Raw genomic sequence first — 17,794 nt, 5'->3', positions numbered from 1 at the left:
CACGCACCCCGCCCCACGAAGAGGGGGTGGGCCCGTGACTGCTGGTGCTCGCGTCCACTGTGTTGTTCTGGACACACGGACAGGAAACCCCGGCCAGGGGGCTCCGCCGTCCGGTGTCAGAGACCGTGCCGGTGGCCATGGCGGAAGGGAAACACCCGGTCCCATACCGAACCCGGAAGTTAAGCCTTCCAGCGCCGATGGTACTGCACGCGGGAGCGTGTGGGAGAGTAGGAGACCGCCGGACCACGCACCATCCCCCGCAGGCACACGGAACCCCCGACAAGGGGCTCCGAAACCCTGCGGGGGATAACCATTCAACAACCACACCAGCACACCAGACAACCGGGACCACCAGACAACCGGGCAGCCGACCGGCAGGACCCCCACCCCCGATCGAACCACAGACAACACCACCCGACCAGACCCCGCACCAGCCACCCGAACACGACAACACCACCAACCACCAACCAAACCCACAGGCCGGACGGCGCCGATCCGCTCGTTCACCTGTGCTCTTCATCTCACTCGTCAATAGGGTCGCTTCGTAGCCGGGCAGGACGGAAACATGAACAGGTCATCGGATCATTCGAACGCTCGGGGGCCTCATCGTGACCGCGGTGACGGATGGGGCGGTTCCCAAGGCGGCTCCTCCGGTCGTCGTCGTTCCGGTGGTGGCGGTCCCGCCCGCGAGCGTGGCTTCGGCTCCTGGGGCGACCGTGACGGTTCCGCCCCGCGGGGCGACCGCGGTCGGAGTCGTGGCGGTCAGGAGCGCCGCGTGTACCGCGGCGGCCGGGGCTCCCGGCGGGACGACTCGCCCCGCGGCGACGGGGGCTGGGGCTCCCGGTACACCGGTGACCGCCGGGAGGGGCAGGATCGCCGTGACGGCGGGCCCTGGGCCGGTCGTGGACGGCGTCCCGATCCCGTCAGGGGCTCGGGGAGCTCCCGTGATCGTCGCTGGGGCGACGACCGGCGGAGCGCGGAGCGCGGAGCCCGGGACGATCGGCGAGGTCAGGGGTGCGGTCGCTGGGACGATCGCGGGGACCGGGCCCGCCGTGACGGCGGCCGCGGTCGCGGTGAGGATCGATACGAGTCCCGACGCGATGGGGGCCGTCGTGAGGGCCGTACCGGGGCCGGCCGTCATGATGACCGAGGGGGCCGAGGCGCACGCGACTGGCGCGACGAGCGGCGCACCGGTCACGGCCGGGATGACCGGTGGCGGACCGCCGGCTCCGAGCGCGACGACCGCTGGGGCCGCTCAGGCGAGGGCCGTGGAGGTTCCCGCGGGTACTCCGCCGGGCGCGGCGGCGACCGTCGGGGTGGTCGTGACGGGTCCCGGTCCGGGCGCGCCGATCGCCCGGGGCGCCGGTCCTGGCAGGACGACCGCGGAGACCGGCGTCGTGACGACGATCGCGTCCGCCGTGACGAACGCGTCGCACCCCCCGGTCTAGAGCGTCCCGACGACGAGCCCGAGGTCGATCTCGACTTCGACGAACGGCTGCTGCCGCGGGCGGTGCGCGCCGAACTCCGCGGTCTTCCTCTCGACTTGGCCCGCGAGGTCATGGCCCACCTCATCGCCGCGGGCGAACTGATCGACGAGGATCCCGCGCTGGCGAACCGGCATGCCCGGGCCGCCCGTCGGCGCGCGGCCCGTCTGCCCGTGATCCGTGAGGCGTCCGCGGAGGCCGCCTACGCGGCGGAGGACTACGCCACAGCGCTCACCGAGTACCGGGCCGTGGCCCGCATGACCGGCAGCGACGAGTACCTGCCCGTCATCGCCGACTGCGAGCGCGCCATGGGCCGCCACGACCAGGCGTTGCGGACCATTCGTCAGGGCCATGCGGCCCCGCTGGGGGCGGCGCAGCACGTCGAACTGGTCCTCGTCGAGGCCGGCCTCCGGCACGACGTGGGTCAGGACGAGGAGGCCCTGCGCGTGCTTCGCAGGGCCATCGAGGCCAAGCTCGGCAGGCCCTCGTCGCAGGCCCGCCTGCGCTACGCCTATGCGGACATCCTCGCCCAGCGCGGTGACGTCCACCATGCCGTCACATGGTTCACGGCCGCCGGCAGGCTCGACGGGGAGCACGCCCTCGACGTCGCCGACCGTCTGGAGGCCCTGGGCGCAGAGGTGCCCGATGCCTTCCGGCCCCCGATCGACGAGACCGACGAGGATCTCTACGTCGAGGAGCAGGAGCCCGAGGACGTCCGACCCGAGGACGGGCGCACGACGGGTGCGGGCGATTCCGAACGGCCTTCCGAGGAGGCCCCCGACCCCCGCGAGGGCGACGAACCCGACGGCTCCCGACCGGTCGGTGCGGTGATCCCCGTCGATGCGACGGCCCTTGGTGGACCCGTCGTCGACGGTCCGGACGTCGCCGTTGCCGGCGGGGGCGGCGCTGCCGATCCGTCCGGGCGGGACGACGCCGGAGCCGGCCTCGGGGGAACCGGCCCGACCGACGAGGACGGCGCCGGGGCGCCGCGCCCAGACGAGGAGGACCGGCCCTGCGCGGGCGAGGTCGTGGAGGTCGCCGTTGCCGGCGGGGACGGTGCGGCCGATCCGTCCGGGCGGGACGACGCCGGAGCCGGTCCGAGCGACGAGGCGGCGTCCGAAGCGGTGGCCGATGATGGTGAGACCGAGGAGAATCGGTGAGCGAGAAGCTGTGCGCCCGGTACGACGCTGCGCTGTTCGACCTGGACGGTGTGATCTACCTCGGTCCACGGGCCGTCGAGGGAGCCCCCGAGGGGGTCGACGGTCTGCGCGCCGAGGGCGTCAGGGTCGGTTTCGTCACGAACAACGCCGCCCGCACCCCGCGAACGGTCGCCGAGCACCTCACGCGGATCGGCGTCCGTTGCGATGTCGCCGATGTTGTCACGAGCGCCCAGGCGTCGGCCAGGATGCTCGCCGAGACCCTGCCCGCGGGTTCCCGGGTCCTCATCAGCGGCACCAGCGCGCTCGCCGCCGAGATCGAGGCCGCCGGTCTGACCCCCGTGTGGTGCAGCCGCGACGAGCCAGCCGCCGTGATCCAGGGCTATGACCCCGAGATGACCTGGCCGCGCGTCACGGACGCTGCGCACGCAGTGCAGGCCGGTGCCCGCTGGTTCGCCACGAACCCCGACATGACCCGTCCCACCGACCTCGGCCTGGAGCCCGGTGTCGGCACTCAGATCGCCACCCTGCGGGTCTGCCTGGGTCCCGGTGCCGAGCCCGAGATGGCGGGGAAGCCGTACCCGCCGCTGCTGCGGGAGACCGTCCGCCGGCTGTCCGCCGAGCGCCCGATCTTCGTGGGGGACCGCCTCGACACCGACATCGAGGGCGCCCACAACGTCGACATGGACTCGCTCTTCGTCTTCACGGGGGCCCACGGCGTGCGCGATCTGCTCGCCGCCGACGCCCCCTGGCGGCCCACCCGCATCGGGTACGACATCCGTGCGCTGCTGGAACCGGTCCGCAGCGCCGAGGTTGTCGAGGACTCGGCGAGATGCGGCTCGGCGGTCGCCACCGTCGTCGACGGCAAGCTGTGGGTCGACGGCGTCGGGACCGACCGGCGGGGCCAGCTCGATGCGTTGTGGGCGGCACTGCAGCTGGCCTGGCGCGCAGCCGACGAGGGCGTCGTGGTCGACACCGAGGAGCTCGCCCGCGCGCTCGACCTACTGCACTGAGCCCGGCCCCGCCCGCCTCTGTCGGGGGTGCGGCTCGCAGCGGGCTCCTCCGCCGCGTCGAGGGGGCGCGGGGCGGTGCGGTGACGCGTGCTCGTCCGGGGCGGTGCCGTCCGGGCGCCGGCGCGGAGCGGGTGCCCACGGCACGAGCTGGTTGAACACTGTTCAGGAGTGTCTGTACGATGGGTGTGCGCCACCGCAGTGGGGCGCCCGGAACGACACACAGGAGCTCGCCGATGATCACCGAGGATGAGAAGAACACCGCGTCACGGAGCGGCCTCACCGCCTCCGACCTGGCCCTCATCGCGGTCTTCGCCGCCCTCATCGCGGTCTTCGCCCTCATTCCGGCCGTTTTCACGGTGGGGGCGGTTCCCTTCGCCTTCCACATGATCATCATCGTCCTCGCGCCCTTGGTGCTCGGCGCCTGGCGCTCGGTCTGCTCGGTGCTCCTGTACCTGCTCGTCGGGGTGGCCGGTCTGCCGGTCTTCAGCGGCGGCCGCTCGGGCCCGAGCATCTTCGTGAGCGCCAGCGGGGGCTATGTGATCGGCTGGGTCGTCGCCGTCCTCGTCGCGGGGGCCCTCCGCACCGCGCTGCTGCGCAGGCGCCCCCGCAAGGGCCTGCTCGCCGTCTGGCTGACCGTGGCAGGTGTCGTCTGCGTCGTCATCACCCATCTGTTCGGCGTCGCATGGTTCATGGTGGCGCCCAATCTGCACATGGGTCTCGGCGCGGCCCTGCTGACCACGGCCCCCTTCTTCCCGCTGGACCTCCTCAAGGTCGTCATCGCCGCTCTGCTCGCGGTGGCGGTGCTGTCGGCCTTCCCGCGGCTCATGCCCGCCAGGAAGGCGTGAACCGTCGATGATCGAGTACCGGCAGGCGGGTGTGGAGGTCGACGGTTACGACCTCGACGGACGCGCGGTGACGACGCGGATCCTGCGCGACGTCACGCTCAGCCTGCCGCAGCGGCGCATCGCCGTCATCGGCGCCAACGGCTCCGGCAAGTCGACACTCCTCAAGCTCGTCAACGGCCTGATCAGGGCGACCAGCGGGCAGGTGCTCGTCGAGGGGCTCGACCCCGCCCGTGAGGGCAGGGCCGTGCGCCGGAGAGTGGGCCATGTCTTCACCGATCCTGCCGCCCAGCTCGTCATGGCGACCCCGCTGGAGGAGATCGAGCTCAGCCTGCGCGCGAGCATCAGGAACCGGGTCGAGCGCCAGCGCCGGGCCCTGGAGGTGCTGGCCTCGCACGGCCTCGAGCATGTCGCCAATCGTTCCGTGCACACCCTCTCGGGTGGTGAGCGCCAGCTCGTCGCGCTGGCCGCGGTGCTGGCGGTGGGGCCCTCGATCGTCATCGCCGACGAGCCCACGACCCTGCTCGACCTGAGGAACAGGATCATCCTCGGCCGCGCCTTCGACGGGCTCGACCAGCAGCTCGTGTGCTCCACGCACGACCTGGAGCTGGCCGCCCGCATGGACCGGGTCCTCCTCGTCGATGCCGGGCGCGTCATGGGAGACGGCTCCCCCCAGGAGATCATCGCCCGGTACCGCGAGCAGATGGCCGTGCGAGCGGATGAACCCGCGGGCGGGCGTCGATGAGGCTCGAGAACTACCTGGGCGCCTACCGGGCCGGTGACTCGCTGATGCACCGGGCCCCGGTGGTGGTGAAGTACCTGCTGCTCGTCGTGCTGGGCGTGGTGCCCTTCTTCGCCGGGCGCTGGCCCGTCTCGGCGGCGACGCTCGTGCTCTCGGCGCTCGTGCTCGTCGTGGGCGCCCGGCGCAGCCCGCGCGAGCTCGACCCGATGCTCGGCGTGCTCGTCATGAGCGCGCTCATCCTCGTCTACGACTCCTTCTTCCTGAGCTGGCGCAACGGCGTCGTCTTCGTCTGCGGCACGCTCTCGTGCCTGTGGCTGGCCCGCGTGCTCACCTGCACGACGCCCGCCTCGGTGCTCATGGACGCCATCGCCTCGCTCGCCAGGCCCTTCAAACCGCTCGGGGCCAGTCCGGAGAGGTTCGCGCTGACGATCAACATCATGTGGAACTCGATCCCGGGTCTGCTGCTGAGCGTGCGCCAGGTGCGCGACGCCGCCCGGGCCCGCGGGATCGAGCGGGCCGGTTGGCGCTTCGTCGCGCCCGTGATCGTCGGCGCCGTCGGCCGTGCCCTCGAGATGGGCGAGGCCCTCCAGGCGCGGGGCCTGGCCGACAACGACTGAGTCGACCAGGCCCCGCGGCGCGCCCGTGCGCGGCAACGGCGTCGGCGCGTGGTGAACCAGATGCCGAGGCTGCCGCCGACGACGAGCAGGATGTGCTTCACCGACGTGGCGGAGGAGGGGCCCTTCGCGGTCGGGCCGGCGGTTGCGGTCGTCCTGCTGTCGGAGGGCGACGGGGTGGCCGTGAGGGACTCCTCGTAGGTCCGGTAGTTCGGCGGCGGCAGGATGTCGCCGACGGCCTGCACGTAGAGCCGGTAGCCGAACTCCGAGCCGGCGAGGGCCTCGTCGTCGGACATCGCGACGGTCACCGTGTGGTCGCCGGCCTGGTCGGTCAGCGCACTGCTCCCCGGGGCGTGGACGATGGGATCGGTGACCATGGGGTCTCCGTGTCGGAGCCCGTCTTGTCCACGGCGCGGCTGGTCACGCTGTGCGGTTCGCCGTCCGCCCCGATGAGGCTCGTGGCGATGCGGGGAAGGCTGTCGGTCTTGCGATTGAGCTTGCCCGCCTGGTCGTTCGTGACGGGCATGACGTTGATGCTGCTCGCGATGGACTGGCCCCAGCGGGCCGGCACGGTGAAGGTCTGCATCTCGCCGGGCACGATCGTGCTCTGGTAGAGCTTGTTCGTCTCGAGCCGGGGGCCGGAGGCCGGGGAGCTGCCGCCCTGGATCTGGGTTGTGGCGCCGCCGAACTTGCTCGTCGTGTCCTGGAAGTCGCCCTCGTCGGCGTTCTCGGCGGCGGCCCCCTGGGCGTCGGCGTCGGCCACCCGCGGCCACTCGCCGACCTTGAGCTGGAGCGAGCGGTTCGTGGTGAGGTCGAGGTCGCTCAGGTCGACCTTGAGGATCATCTGGTCGGCGTCGCGGCAGTCGGTCTGGTAGTCGTCCCTGATCGACATGGCACCGGCGGTGAGGTAGGGATCGTAGGAGGAGCCGCTGATGCCGTCCCAGCTCGAGCTGGCGCGGGAGTCGTTTCCCACCAGGAGCTCGGCCTTGACGATTCTTGCCCGATTCGGTCTCCTGCTCATGGGAGGTGCTGGGGATCAGCGCCGTGGCGGCGATGTCGGTCTGCTTGGCGCTGCGCTTGACGACGTAGTAGCGGGTGAGGGTGTCGGACTCGTTGCCGGTGGCGGGGATCGTGTCCTTCCAGTAGCCAGCCGGAGCCCACCGTGGGGGCGCTGCCCGCATTGGCGGTGCCGGTGACCTCGGCCCCGTCGTAGTCGAAGGGGCGCACGTCGCGGTCCTGGACGGCCTGCTGCAGCGCCTTGGTCAGGTCCCGGTGTCCCGTAGTACTTGCCCTTGTCGGCCACGCACTGGAGCTGCTGGCGCGTCGTCTCGTCGACTGACAGGCCCACGACGTCGATCGTGAGGTCGACGCCGGTGAAGGCCAGCGACTCGGCCGTGGGGCAGGGATCGCCGCAGGTCGACTCGCCGTCGGAGACGAGCACGTTGGAGCGCTTGCCGCTGCCGCCCCGGTCGGTGCCGGCCTGCTCGAGCGCCTTGGGGATCGGCGTCCAGCCGTTGGGGGAGTACTTGCCGATGGCCGAGATGAGCTGGGCCCGGTTGCCGGAGGCGATGTCGACGGTCCGCTGGGTGTCGTCGCAGGCCTCGGCGGGCATCGGGTCGGTGTTCACGGTGGCGCCGAGCACGCGCATGCCGACCTTCGCGTCGGTGGGCAGCGAGTTGACGAGCGAGGTGAGTGACTTGCGGGCGGCGTCGATCGTGGGCGTTCCAGTGCCGTCCTCGGAGGCCATCGAGCCCGAGGCGTCGAGGACGACCGCATCATCTTCGCCATGCCGCTCGTGCACGGCGGCTCCGCGTCGGGGCTGCTGCGCGACTACGGCTCGTTGCCGCAGGCCTGGGTGCTGCCGGCCATCGGCCAACTGCTCGAGGCCCTCCACGTTATCCACTCGGCAGGGCTCGTCCACCGCGACGGAAGCCCGCCGACATCCTGCTGCGCCCGGGCTGCGCGCCGGACATCGTCCTCTCGGACTCCGGCACGGCGGCACCCATCGCGGAGCCCCGGCTCGCGCGGGCGACCCGTCTTCTTGTCCCTGGAGCCCGGCTGCCAAGAAGCGGAGCCCCGGCTCGCGCGGGTGACCCAGGTGATCGGCACGCCCGACCACGTGTCCCCCGGGGCCAGGTACGGGGCGGACCCCGAACCCGCCCAGGACCTGTACGCGGTGGGCGTCGTCCTCATCGAGCTGCTCACGGGGCCCGCCCGGGCCAGGACGGCCCGGCCCTTGTCCCGGACCGGTTCGCGGGCACCCCGCTGGGGACCTTCATGGCGCATCTTCTGGCCGACGTCCCCCGGCGCACCGCCAGCGCGGCCCAGGCCTGGCAGGAGCTCGCCGCCGTCGTGCCGGCGCCCGCCGTCGACGAGCCCGTCGAGGTCTTCGACCAGATCGGACCCCTGCTGGGGGTCGGACGGGCTCCTGCCCGCGGGCAGGAGCGGCGCCGAGGAGCGCCACGTGCCGGTCCGGGCCGCCGACGGCGTCGTGACCGGGGTCAGCCCCCGGCCGGTCCTCGCGCAGACCAGCCCCTCGCCCGGCCCGTGGTCCGCAGCCCCCGGATGGGAGATCGGCGCCATGGCCCCGCCCGGGCACGCCTCGCCCGTCCCCGTCGTGGCCCATGCTCTCGCCGCGCCGGTCCAGGGCGGTCCCGCCGCGCCCGGTCGCGGTGCGTCGGCCCAGGCCGTCCCGGCCGCTCCGGTCCACGGCGCCTCAGGCGCGGGGCGGAACCGCGGGCGCGTGGCCTCCCCGCTGGTGGTCGGGGGCGGTGCGCTGTGCATCCTCGTGGCGGTCGTCCTGATCCTGGGAGGGGCACCGCCCGATGTCGAGACTTGCTGCAAATCGGCGTCGAGTGGCTCGCATGGTCGCTCCCGAGGAAGTCCGCATGCAGCAGACCGCTCTCTACGGGCCCCGCTGTCCGATGTGTTCAAGCGGTGCGGGCAGGCGCTGGGGCTGAACCAGTCCGAGCTGGCCCGCCTGCTCGGCATTTCGGCGCCCATGCTCTCCCAGCTCATCAACGCCCGCCGCATCAAGATCGCGAACCCCGTCGCCGCGGCCCGCCTGACCCGGATGGTCTCGCTCGCGGACGAGGTGAGGACGGGGCTGCTCACCGCCGCGGACGCCATCGGCCGCGAGGCCGACGGGGTCTCCGAGATCCCCGTCGCGACGCTCATCAGGAGCCTGCCGAGGACGACCGCGAGCCAGGTGCAGGAAGCTCTTCCGTGCGACGGCCGCAGCCCCGGACTACTTGCGCGCCGCCGAGCTCATCCGTCCGGTCAGCCCCGAGATCGCCGAACTGCTCCAGGTCTTCGGCGCGGAACGGCTCGACCGGGCGGAGGCCTTCGTCCGCGCCCGCGGGCTCGCCTGAGCGGCCGCCGCGGCGCCTGGAGCAGGCCGAGCGCTGCTCGCAGAACTCCTCGCCTGAGCGGCCGCCTCTTGGACCCCGCCCCGCCGGTGGCCTAGGCTCGGCGCCATGAGCGCATCCCCGCAGGACGACCCCGCCGAGCCCGAGGCCGTGCCCGGGCCGCGGGCCGGAGAGCCCCCGGTCACCGGGAACCGCCTCGTCGACGGGGTGCTCGCCGAGCTGGCCGGCGTCGACGCCCTGCCCGTCGGGGAACGGCTCGAACGCCTCACCGCGGCCCAGCAGGGCCTCGCCGAGATCCTCGACGGAACCCGCGCCGAGTCCCCCGATCCCGGCCGCCGCCCGTGACCCCGGGTCCCGGGCGCCGCCGGCTCGACCTCGAACTGCCCGCCAGGGGGCTGGCGCGTTCACGCTCCCATGCGCTCGAACTCATCAGATCGGGACGGGTGCGCGTCGCCGGCGACGTCGTCACGAGGGCGTCGACACCGGTCGGGCCCGACGACGCGCTCCTCGTCGAGACCGACCCGTGGGTCTCGCGCGCCGCTCACAAGCTCCTCGGCGCGCTCGACGAGTCCGGCGTGACGGTGCCCGCCAGGGTCCTCGACGCCGGGGCCTCCACCGGGGGATTCACCCAGGTGCTCCTGTCGCGCGGCGCCCGGCGGGTCTACGCCGTCGACGTCGGCCACGGACAGCTGGCCCCGCCGCTGCGCGCCGACCCGCGCGTGCGGAACCTGGAGGGGGTCAACCTGCGCGGGCTCGGCCTCGACCACGTGGACGGGGCGCCCGTCGACCTGGCCGTCGGCGACGTCTCGTTCATCTCGCTCCGCCTCGTCATGGCGCCCGTCCTCGGCGTCCTCGCTCCCGGAGCCACGGCGCTGCTCCTCGTCAAACCCCAGTTCGAGGTGGGGCGGCAGCGGCTGGGCGCCGGGGGAGTGGTGACCGATGAGACGGAGCGGGCCGGGGCCGTGGACCGGGTGCTCGACGAGGCCGCCCGGCTGGGCTGGGAGTGCTTCTGGCGGGCCCCGAGCCGGCTGCCCGGGCCGGCGGGCAACGTCGAGTTCTTCATCGGACTGCGCCGGGCCTGAGCAGGCCCGGCACGGCGGCGGCCGCTAGGCTTGCCGCCGTGGAAGAAACCCGTCGCGTCGCCGTCGTCGTCCATCCGACCCGTCCGGAGGCGGTCACCGCCGCCGTCCGTTTCATCGACGGCATGCGGCGCCACACCATCGAGTGCGTGGTCGAGGCGAACCACGTCGATCAGGTGCGGGAGCAGCTGCCCGACGCCTACATCAGCCCGCTTGCCGTCGGCTCCCGGGTCGAGCTCATCGTCGTCTTCGGCGGCGACGGCTCCATGCTGCGCGCCTCCGAGTGGGCGCTGCCGCGCGGTATCCCGCTGCTCGGCGTCAACCTGGGCCACGTCGGCTTCCTCGCGGAACTGGAGGCCTCCGAGATCCGCGAGCTCATCGAGAAGGTCGCGGCGCGCGACTACACGATCGAGCGGCGCCTCACGCTCGGCGCGCACGTCTTCGACACCGACGGCACGACCCTGTGGAACTCCTTCGCGGTCAACGAGGTGAGCACCGAGAAGGCCTCGCGCCGCAGGATGGCCGACCTCATGGTCTCCATCGACGGGCGGCCGCTCTCGCGCTGGGCGTGCGACGGCGTGCTCGTCGCGTCCGCGTCCGGCTCCACCGCCTACGGATTCAGTGCCGGCGGGCCCGTCATCTGGCCGAACACCGAGGCCTTCGAGGTCGTCCCGATCGCCGCCCACGCCCTCTTCGCGCAGGCCTGCGTCGTCGCCCCCAGCTCCCAGGTGGAGCTCCAGCTCATGGGCGGCGATCTGGGGCCCGACGCCGTCGTGTGGTGCGACGGGCGGCGCAGCGCCGACCTGCGCTCCGGCTGCTCGATCGTCATCGAGCGCTACCCTCAGGACCTGCAGATCGCCCGCCTGTCCGAGCAGCCCTTCACCACCCGGCTCGTCAAGAAGTTCGGGCTCGACGTCGAGGGCTGGCGCGCCCCAAGGCGCAATCCGAGGTTCTGACGTGCTCACCGGCCTGCGCCTCTCCTCGCTGGGCGTCATCGGCTCCGCAGAGATCGAGCCCGCCGCCGGCCTCACCGCCGTCACGGGCGAGACCGGGGCGGGCAAGACGATGATCGTCACCGGCCTCGGCCTCCTGCTCGGCGGCCGCGCTGACGCCGGCGCCGTCCGTCGCGGCGCCGACCGCGCGCAGGTCGAGGGCGTCTTCACCGGCCTCGGCCCGGTCGCCGGACGTCTCGACGAGCTCGGCGCCGAGACCGACGACGGCGAGCTCATCGTCACCCGCCGGGTCCGCTCGACCGGAGGCTCCCGCGCCTGGCTCGGCGGAGTGCCCGTGCCGCTCGGAGTCCTGGGCCCGATCACCGGCGAGCTCGCCACCATCCACGGCCAGTCGGAGCAGATCCGTCTGGGCACCCCCGAGCGCCAGCGCGAGGTGCTCGACGCCGCGGGCGGGCCCGAGCTGGCCCGGGCCCTCGCCCGCTACCGCGTCGACTTCGAGGAGCGCCGGCGGGTCGTCGCCGAGCTCGACGAACGCACCCGGCACGCCCGCGAGCGCGCCCAGGAGCACGACATGCTCGCCCTCGGCCTCGAGGAGATCGCGGCGGTCGACCCGCAGCCCGGTGAGGACGCCCGGCTCGCCGTCCAGGCCGAGCGTCTCCAAGGGCTCGACGACCTGCGGATGCTCGCCGCGAGCGCCGGGCACGCCCTGTCGGGCGCCGATGACGGCGATGACGACGACCCCGGCGCGCTGGGCCTCATCGGGCGGGCGCGCACGCAGGTGCACCGCATGGCCGACACTGACGCCCAGGCGGGGCCCCTGGCGGCTCAGCTCGACCAGCTGGCGGCCCTCGTGCAGGACGCCGCCGTCGACCTGGCCGGCTACCTGGCGGACCTCGACGCAGACCCCGCCCTGCTGGAGACCGTCACCGGCCGTCGCGCGGCCCTGGCCGGACTCACCCGCAAGTACGGCGCCGACGTCGACGGGGTGCTCGCCTGGGCCCGAGACGCCGCCGAGCGCCTGCGCGACCTGTCCGGGGACGACGAGCGGATCGAGCAGCTGCGCGCCCGCCGCGCCGAGCTCGACGCGGCCCTGGCCGAGCGGGCCGGGCGCATCCACGCGCTGCGGGCGGCGGCCGCCGAGCGCCTCATGCGGGACGCCGGCGCCGAGCTCGCCGCCCTCGCCATGCCGAACGCGCGCCTGCTCCTCGAGCTCGAGCCGCTGCCCGAACCGGGCCCGTACGGCGCCGACCAGGTGCGCCTGCTGTTCAGCGCCAACCCGGGCCAGAGCCCCGCGCCGCTCTCCCGGGTCGCGTCCGGCGGTGAGCTCTCCCGCGTGCGTCTGGCCCTCGAGGTCGTCCTGGCCGGCGGCGAGGAGGGGCACACCTTCGTCTTCGACGAGGTCGATGCGGGCATCGGCGGCCAGGTGGCCCTCGAGGTCGGGCGGCGCCTCAAGCGCCTCGCCGCCCATGCGCAGGTCATCGTCGTCACCCATCTCGCGCAGGTGGCGGCCTTCGCCGACTCCCACCTCGTGGTGACCAAGTCGACGGACGGGCGGGTCACCAGCTCCGACGTGCGCCGCGTCGAGGGCGCCGAGCGCGAGGCCGAGATCGCCCGGCTCATGGCCGGGACGGCGTCGGAGGTGGCGCTGCGGCACGCCCGCGAGCTCCTGGCCCGGGCGGCGGAGGGGTGAGTGGGCCGGTCGGGTCGTGGGGCTCGCGGCCGGGGCGTTCCCCGTGTCGCGGTCATGGCGTCCTGTCCGTGGATGGTGCGCGGTTGACGTCCCAGGGCTGCATTCATCAGGGGCCGGCTGGATCAGCCGCCCGCGGTCTGATCCTGCTGATCCTGGCCCGGACGCCGCGGCCGCTCGCGTGCGGGGCCGCTCGTCCTCTATGCTGAAGGCCCGTGGGGAACGCCAAGCAGACAAAGCACATCTTCGTCACCGGAGGCGTTGCCTCCTCCCTCGGCAAGGGCCTGACGGCATCGAGCCTCGGCAGCCTCCTCGTCGCGCGCGGGCTGTCCGTGACGATGCAGAAGCTCGACCCGTATCTCAACGTCGACCCCGGGACGATGAACCCGTTCCAGCACGGCGAGGTCTTCGTCACCGACGACGGCGCCGAGACCGACCTCGACATCGGTCACTACGAGCGCTTCCTCGACCGCTCCCTGTCGGCCCGCGCCAATGTGACGACCGGTCAGGTCTACTCGACGGTCATCGCCAAGGAGCGCCGCGGCGACTACCTGGGCGAGTGCGTGCAGGTCATCCCGCACATCACCGACGAGATCAAGCAGCGCATGCTCGGCGTGGCCCAGCCGGGCGACGACATCGTCATCCACGAGATCGGCGGCACCGTCGGCGACATCGAGTCGCAGCCCTTCCTGGAGGCGGCCCGTCAGGTCCGCCACGACATCGGCCGCGACAACACCTTCTACATCCACGTCTCGCTCGTGCCCTACATCGGCCCCAGCCACGAGCTGAAGACCAAGCCGACCCAGCACTCCGTCGCGGCGCTGCGCAGCGTCGGCATCCAGCCCGACGCCCTCGTGTGCCGCTCGTCGATGGACCTGCCCGAGGCCATCAAGCGCAAGATCGCCTTCAGCTGCGACGTCGACGCCGAGGGCGTCGTGGCCTGCCCCGATGCCCCGAGCATCTACGCCATCCCCAAGGTGCTCCACCACGAGGGCCTCGACGCCTACGTCGTGCGCATGCTCAACCTGCCCTTCCACGACGTCGACTGGACCTCCTGGGACGACCTGCTCGCGCGTGTCAACCGGCCCCATGAGGAGATCACCATCGCCCTGGTCGGCAAGTACATCGACCTGCCCGACGCCTATCTGTCGGTCGTCGAGGCCATCCGCGCCGGCGGCTTCGCCAACTGGGCGCGCGTGCGCATCCGCTGGGTCGCCTCCGACGGCTGCGAGACCGACGAGGGCGCGGCCGACCAGCTCGGCGACGCCGACGGCGTCGTCGTGCCCGGCGGCTTCGGCATCCGCGGCGTCGAGGGCAAGCTCGGCGCCATCCGGTACGCCCGCGAGAACCGGATCCCGATCCTCGGCCTGTGCCTGGGCCTGCAGTGCATGGTCATCGAGGTGGCCCGCGACGTGGCCGGCATCGCCGACGCCGCCTCCAGCGAGTTCGAGCCCGACAGTCCTGACCCCGTCATCGCCACGATGGCCGAGCAGAAGTCCATCGTCTCCGGCGAGGGCGACATGGGCGGCTCGATGCGTCTCGGCGCCTATCCGGCCGAGCTCCGGCGCGGCTCGATCGTCGCCGGCCTGTACGGCCGGACGAGGGTCTCCGAGCGCCACCGGCACCGCTACGAGGTGAACAACGCCTACCGCGAGCGGCTCGAGGAGGCGGGCATCATCTTCTCCGGGCTGTCCCCGGACCGCAACCTCGTCGAGTTCCTCGAGCTGCCCGCCGACCAGCACCCGTTCTTCGTGGCCACCCAGGCGCACCCCGAGTTCACCTCCCGCCCGACCCGGGCGAACCCGCTGTTCCGCGGCCTCGTCGAGGCGGCCATCGAGCGCCACAAGGCCACCCACCGGCCGGTGCGCACCGGATCCGCCAGCAAGAAGACCGGCACCCGCCGCTCCCGCGCCACCAAGGCGCGGACGACGACCCGCCGCGCCGGCACCCGCCGCAGCGCTGGTGAGCAGCAGTGAGCGGGCCCGTCGACACCGTCGAGCACTGGCCGATCGTGCACCACGAGGTGGAGGCCGTCGGGAAGGTCTGCTCCTTCGTCGAGGACGAGGTGCGCCTGCCCGACGGCGGCACGATGCGGCGCCAGTGGGTCACCCATCCGGGGGCCGTCGCCATCATGGCCCTCGACGAGCGCGGCCGGGTCGCCGTCGTGGACCAGTACCGCCACCCGGTGGCCGCCCGGCTCGTCGAGCCGCCCGCCGGCCTGCTCGACGTCGCCGGCGAGGACCCGCTCGCCGCCGCCCGGCGCGAGCTGGCCGAGGAGGCCATGCTCGCGGCCGACGACTGGCGTGTGCTCGTCGACCCGTTCACCTCGCCCGGCGGCCTCCAGGAGGCCGTCCGCGTCTACCTGGCGCGCGGCCTCCACCGGGCCCCGCACCCCGACGGCTTCGTCGCCGAGGACGAGGAGGTCGACATGGGCGTCAGCTGGCGGCCCCTCGACGAGCTCGTCGAGGACGTCTACGCGGGCCGCCTCCACAACCCATCGATGGTCTCCGGGACCCTCGCACTGGCCCTGGCCATCGCGCAGGACCGGCTCGACTCGCTGCGCCCCGCCGATGCGCCGTGGCCGGCCCGCGCCAACCAGCTCGCCCGCGACGCGGAGCTCGATGGGCTTGGCTGAGCCGGATGCCCTGCGGGACTGGGTCGAGGGCTACCTCGACCACCTGAGCGTGGAGCGCGGACTGTCGGCCAACACCCTCGCCGCCTACCATCGCGACTTGGAGCGCTACACCGGCCATCTGCGCGCCCGCGGCATCACGGACCCGGCCCGGGTGGACCGGGCCGTGCTGGCCGACTACGAGCAGACCCTGGCCGCCGGTGACGAGGAGCACGGGCCGCTGGCCCCCGCGAGCGTGGCCCGCGCCGTCGTGGCCGTGCGCAGCCTGCACGCCTTCGCCGCCGCCGAGGGCCTCGCCCCCGACGACGCAGCGGCCTCCCTCCGTCCGCCCAGGCCCGGCCGGAGGCTGCCGCGCACCCTCACCGTCGACCAGGTGTCGACCCTCATCGACTCCGTCGAGCGCGAGACCCCCGTCGGGCTGCGCGACGGGGCGCTGCTGGAGCTGCTGTACGGCACCGGCGCGCGTATCAGCGAGGCGCTCGCCTGGGACGTCGACGACCTCACCCGCGTCCTGGACGATCCCGACGCCGGGCTGCGCGTCATCGGCAAGGGCAACAAGGAGCGCCTCGTCCCGCTCGGTGGCTACGCCCGGCGGGCCGTCGAGGCCTGGCTCGTGCGCGGGCGCCCCGTGTTCGCGGCCCGGGCCGCCGGGGCGACGCCGGCGCTGCTCCTCAACACCCGCGGGGCCAGGCTCAGCCGCCAGAGCGCCTGGGAGATTCTCCAGCGCCGCGCGCGGGCGGCCGGCATCACCGAGCGGATCGGCCCGCACAGCCTGCGCCACTCCTTCGCCACCCACCTGCTCGAGGGAGGCGCCGACGTGCGCGTCGTCCAGGAGCTGCTCGGCCACGCCTCCGTGACGACGACCCAGATCTACACCGAGGTCACCGTCGGCCACCTGCGGGAGGTGTATGCGAGCGCGCACCCGCGGGCGCGCGGCTGAGGGCGACGCGAAGAGAATTTTATTCATCCACAAAGCGAGATTATTCCACGGTATTGACAGATATGACTGGCATGAAACGAAATCGTATTTTTCATGGATTTCTCGTGTCGTTTCGGATATGATTGAGGCATGCAGGTCGGGGTCACCCCGGAGGAAACCGCTGTTCTGATCAGGTGGAAGAAACGCACGGACAATTACGTGCTTTGGCCGTCATGAAACAAAATCGTTTCTGGTTTCGCGGAGTGGGAGGTGTTCGAAGTCGTAGTCGAAGGCGCGGCCGGTGATGTATGAGGCGAACGCGCCGAAGGTTTCTTCGGGGGTCTCGCGCTGGATGTTCGCGATGTTGTTCTTGGCCGCGTTCCAGACGTGCTCGACCGGGTTGTGGTCGGGCGCGTACGGCGGCAGATGAATCGGCATGATGCGCTCCAGCAGCCGGCCGGGCTCGTGGAGGCCGGTCAACGCTTTCGCGTGGTGGGGGCGGGCGTTGTCCGGGACGACCGCGGTCTTGCCGGTGCCGGTTTCTTGTTGGAGCGGGTCCGGTGCGAGGGTCGTCTGCTCGGTGTTCTGGTTCTGCTCGGTCGGGTACGGCGTGACTGTTCTGCTGGTCGGGGGAGGGCGCCGAAGAAGGACTGGGACGTCTTCTGCCGGTCCACGGACAGTTTGGTGCGTTGTCCTTTCGGGGTCTGCATGCGGCGGGTCTCGGCCTCGTGCTCGGGGCGGGCCTCGTCCGCCGTGCAGACCTCCCAGCCCTGGTCCGACAAGCTTTTGACTTGGGTTTTCACTTCGGTCATGCGTCTGGTGATGGCTTTCTCGTTGCGGTGCTTGTCGAATGGGTCGGGCAGTTCGAGGCTCAGCCCGCAGAAGCGCAGGAGCAGCCGGTACGAAGAATCCGCCTGGTACTCGACATCGAACATGATCTTCACGACCTCACGTATCGCCGGGACGTCCCAGAACTCGGCGTGGGTGCCCGTCCGGGAGGGCGGCCGGGCGAGGATTTTCTTGAGTTCTTGTTTCTGGTCGCGGGTGAGTTTCGCCGCGTTCTGGTTCCCGGCATGGCCGGTCAGGACCGAGCACATCCTGGTGGCCTGCCAGTCGGCCGGCCATTCCTGCACTGTCCTCTCGGCCCGCTCAACCATCTTCGCGATGATGCCGATTCCGACTCCTTCAGAGGCGTACAGGATCGCTTCTGCTTTCATCCGAACCAGCACATGATTGTCGGAACGCTTCTTCCATCTGATCAGGACGGCGGTTTCTTCCGAGGTGACCTCAACCTGCATGCCTCA

At 72.4% G+C, this 17,794-nt stretch carries 17 protein-coding genes and 1 rRNA gene; 14 read left to right on the top strand and 4 right to left on the bottom strand.

The features are described from left to right. The first annotated feature begins 127 nt into the window (after positions 1–127). The 7 genes from rrf (at position 128) to K336_RS18720 (ending at position 6,053) form a co-directional block, all read left to right on the top strand. A 5S ribosomal RNA gene (rrf, locus tag K336_RS0111410) occupies positions 128–244 on the top strand. A gap of 1,266 nt (positions 245–1,510) precedes the next feature. Further along, the gene (locus tag K336_RS17955) at positions 1,511–2,644 is read left to right on the top strand and encodes a tetratricopeptide repeat protein (protein ID WP_155945088.1); all 1,134 of its coding nucleotides are present in this window, start codon (positions 1,511–1,513) and stop codon (positions 2,642–2,644) included. Further along, positions 2,641–3,654 carry an HAD-IIA family hydrolase gene (locus K336_RS0111400; protein ID WP_028707090.1) on the top strand — a complete coding sequence of 338 codons (1,014 nt, stop codon included), beginning with the start codon at positions 2,641–2,643 and terminating at the stop codon, positions 3,652–3,654. The genes K336_RS17955 and K336_RS0111400 overlap by 4 nt, the downstream gene beginning before the upstream one ends. A gap of 233 nt (positions 3,655–3,887) precedes the next feature. Continuing rightward, positions 3,888–4,499 (top strand): biotin transporter BioY, encoded by a 612-nt coding sequence (locus K336_RS0111395; protein ID WP_021797657.1) that lies wholly within the window; start codon positions 3,888–3,890, stop codon positions 4,497–4,499. A 7-nt stretch (positions 4,500–4,506) separates the two neighbouring features. Next, entirely contained in the window at positions 4,507–5,241 is a 735-nt protein-coding gene (locus K336_RS0111390) for an energy-coupling factor ABC transporter ATP-binding protein (protein WP_021797653.1), read from the top strand. Continuing rightward, complete coding sequence (locus tag K336_RS0111385; protein WP_021797655.1) at positions 5,238–5,855, top strand: CbiQ family ECF transporter T component; 618 nt, start codon at positions 5,238–5,240, stop codon at positions 5,853–5,855. The genes K336_RS0111390 and K336_RS0111385 overlap by 4 nt, the downstream gene beginning before the upstream one ends. A 48-nt stretch (positions 5,856–5,903) precedes the next feature. After that, positions 5,904–6,053 carry a hypothetical protein gene (locus K336_RS18720; RefSeq protein ID WP_155945087.1) on the top strand — a complete coding sequence of 50 codons (150 nt, stop codon included), beginning with the start codon at positions 5,904–5,906 and terminating at the stop codon, positions 6,051–6,053. Between the two features lie 130 nt (positions 6,054–6,183). Here K336_RS18720 and K336_RS0111375 read toward each other — a convergent pair whose 3' ends face one another. The 3 genes from K336_RS0111375 to K336_RS18715 are packed head-to-tail and all read right to left on the bottom strand — an operon-like array spanning position 6,184 to position 8,435. Then, positions 6,184–6,873 (bottom strand): hypothetical protein, encoded by a 690-nt coding sequence (locus K336_RS0111375; RefSeq protein ID WP_155945086.1) that lies wholly within the window; start codon positions 6,871–6,873, stop codon positions 6,184–6,186. A 15-nt stretch (positions 6,874–6,888) separates the two neighbouring features. Beyond that, positions 6,889–7,653, bottom strand: coding sequence for a VWA domain-containing protein (locus K336_RS17185; RefSeq protein ID WP_028707088.1), 765 nt, complete (start codon positions 7,651–7,653; stop codon positions 6,889–6,891). Between the two features lie 29 nt (positions 7,654–7,682). Beyond that, positions 7,683–8,435, bottom strand: a complete 753-nt coding sequence (locus K336_RS18715) for a hypothetical protein (RefSeq protein ID WP_155945085.1) — start codon at positions 8,433–8,435, stop codon at positions 7,683–7,685. Between the two features lie 893 nt (positions 8,436–9,328). On the opposite strand from K336_RS18715, the gene K336_RS0111355 reads away from it, so the two are divergent. From K336_RS0111355 to K336_RS0111325, 7 genes are all read left to right on the top strand, one after another. After that, positions 9,329–9,565, top strand: a complete 237-nt coding sequence (locus tag K336_RS0111355) for a hypothetical protein (RefSeq protein ID WP_021797645.1) — start codon at positions 9,329–9,331, stop codon at positions 9,563–9,565. Further along, positions 9,562–10,302, top strand: a complete 741-nt coding sequence (locus K336_RS0111350; RefSeq protein ID WP_021797650.1) for a TlyA family RNA methyltransferase — start codon at positions 9,562–9,564, stop codon at positions 10,300–10,302. Before K336_RS0111355 ends, K336_RS0111350 begins: the two co-directional genes overlap by 4 nt. A gap of 38 nt (positions 10,303–10,340) precedes the next feature. Continuing rightward, positions 10,341–11,255, top strand: coding sequence for an NAD kinase (locus tag K336_RS0111345; protein ID WP_028707086.1), 915 nt, complete (start codon positions 10,341–10,343; stop codon positions 11,253–11,255). A gap of 1 nt (position 11,256) precedes the next feature. After that, a complete protein-coding gene (recN, locus tag K336_RS0111340) occupies positions 11,257–12,942 on the top strand; it encodes a DNA repair protein RecN (RefSeq protein WP_021797646.1) in 1,686 nt (561 codons plus the stop codon). Positions 12,943–13,154: 212 nt separating this feature from the next. Beyond that, entirely contained in the window at positions 13,155–14,915 is a 1,761-nt protein-coding gene (locus tag K336_RS0111335; RefSeq protein WP_021797647.1) for a CTP synthase, read from the top strand. Next, positions 14,912–15,574, top strand: coding sequence for an NUDIX domain-containing protein (locus K336_RS0111330; RefSeq protein ID WP_028707085.1), 663 nt, complete (start codon positions 14,912–14,914; stop codon positions 15,572–15,574). The genes K336_RS0111335 and K336_RS0111330 overlap by 4 nt, the downstream gene beginning before the upstream one ends. Further along, a complete protein-coding gene (locus tag K336_RS0111325; RefSeq protein ID WP_377173071.1) occupies positions 15,567–16,511 on the top strand; it encodes a tyrosine recombinase in 945 nt (314 codons plus the stop codon). Before K336_RS0111330 ends, K336_RS0111325 begins: the two co-directional genes overlap by 8 nt. Before the next feature lie 210 nt (positions 16,512–16,721). Here K336_RS0111325 and K336_RS17950 read toward each other — a convergent pair whose 3' ends face one another. After that, positions 16,722–17,249, bottom strand: a complete 528-nt coding sequence (locus K336_RS17950) for a transposase (RefSeq protein WP_233418762.1) — start codon at positions 17,247–17,249, stop codon at positions 16,722–16,724. Positions 17,250–17,794 lie beyond the last annotated feature (545 nt).

Origin of the sequence: Propionibacterium acidifaciens DSM 21887 (assembly GCF_000426605.1) — a bacterium.
GTDB lineage: Bacteria > Actinomycetota > Actinomycetes > Propionibacteriales > Propionibacteriaceae > Propionibacterium > Propionibacterium acidifaciens.
The sequence above is the reverse complement of the archived record's forward strand: the minus strand, read 5'-3'. Positions and strand labels throughout refer to the sequence as shown.

Excerpts from the sequence above, each read along its gene's own strand:
- K336_RS0111395 (WP_021797657.1), top strand. The coding sequence starts at position 3,888 with ATGATCACCGAGGATGAGAAGAACACCGCGTCACGGAGCGGCCTCACC.
- K336_RS0111390 (WP_021797653.1), top strand. The coding sequence starts at position 4,507 with ATGATCGAGTACCGGCAGGCGGGTGTGGAGGTCGACGGTTACGACCTC.
- K336_RS0111385 (WP_021797655.1), top strand. The coding sequence starts at position 5,238 with ATGAGGCTCGAGAACTACCTGGGCGCCTACCGGGCCGGTGACTCGCTG.
- K336_RS0111375 (WP_155945086.1), bottom strand. The coding sequence starts at position 6,873 with ATGAGCAGGAGACCGAATCGGGCAAGAATCGTCAAGGCCGAGCTCCTG.
- K336_RS18715 (WP_155945085.1), bottom strand. The coding sequence starts at position 8,435 with ATGGCGCCGATCTCCCATCCGGGGGCTGCGGACCACGGGCCGGGCGAG.
- K336_RS0111355 (WP_021797645.1), top strand. The coding sequence starts at position 9,329 with ATGAGCGCATCCCCGCAGGACGACCCCGCCGAGCCCGAGGCCGTGCCC.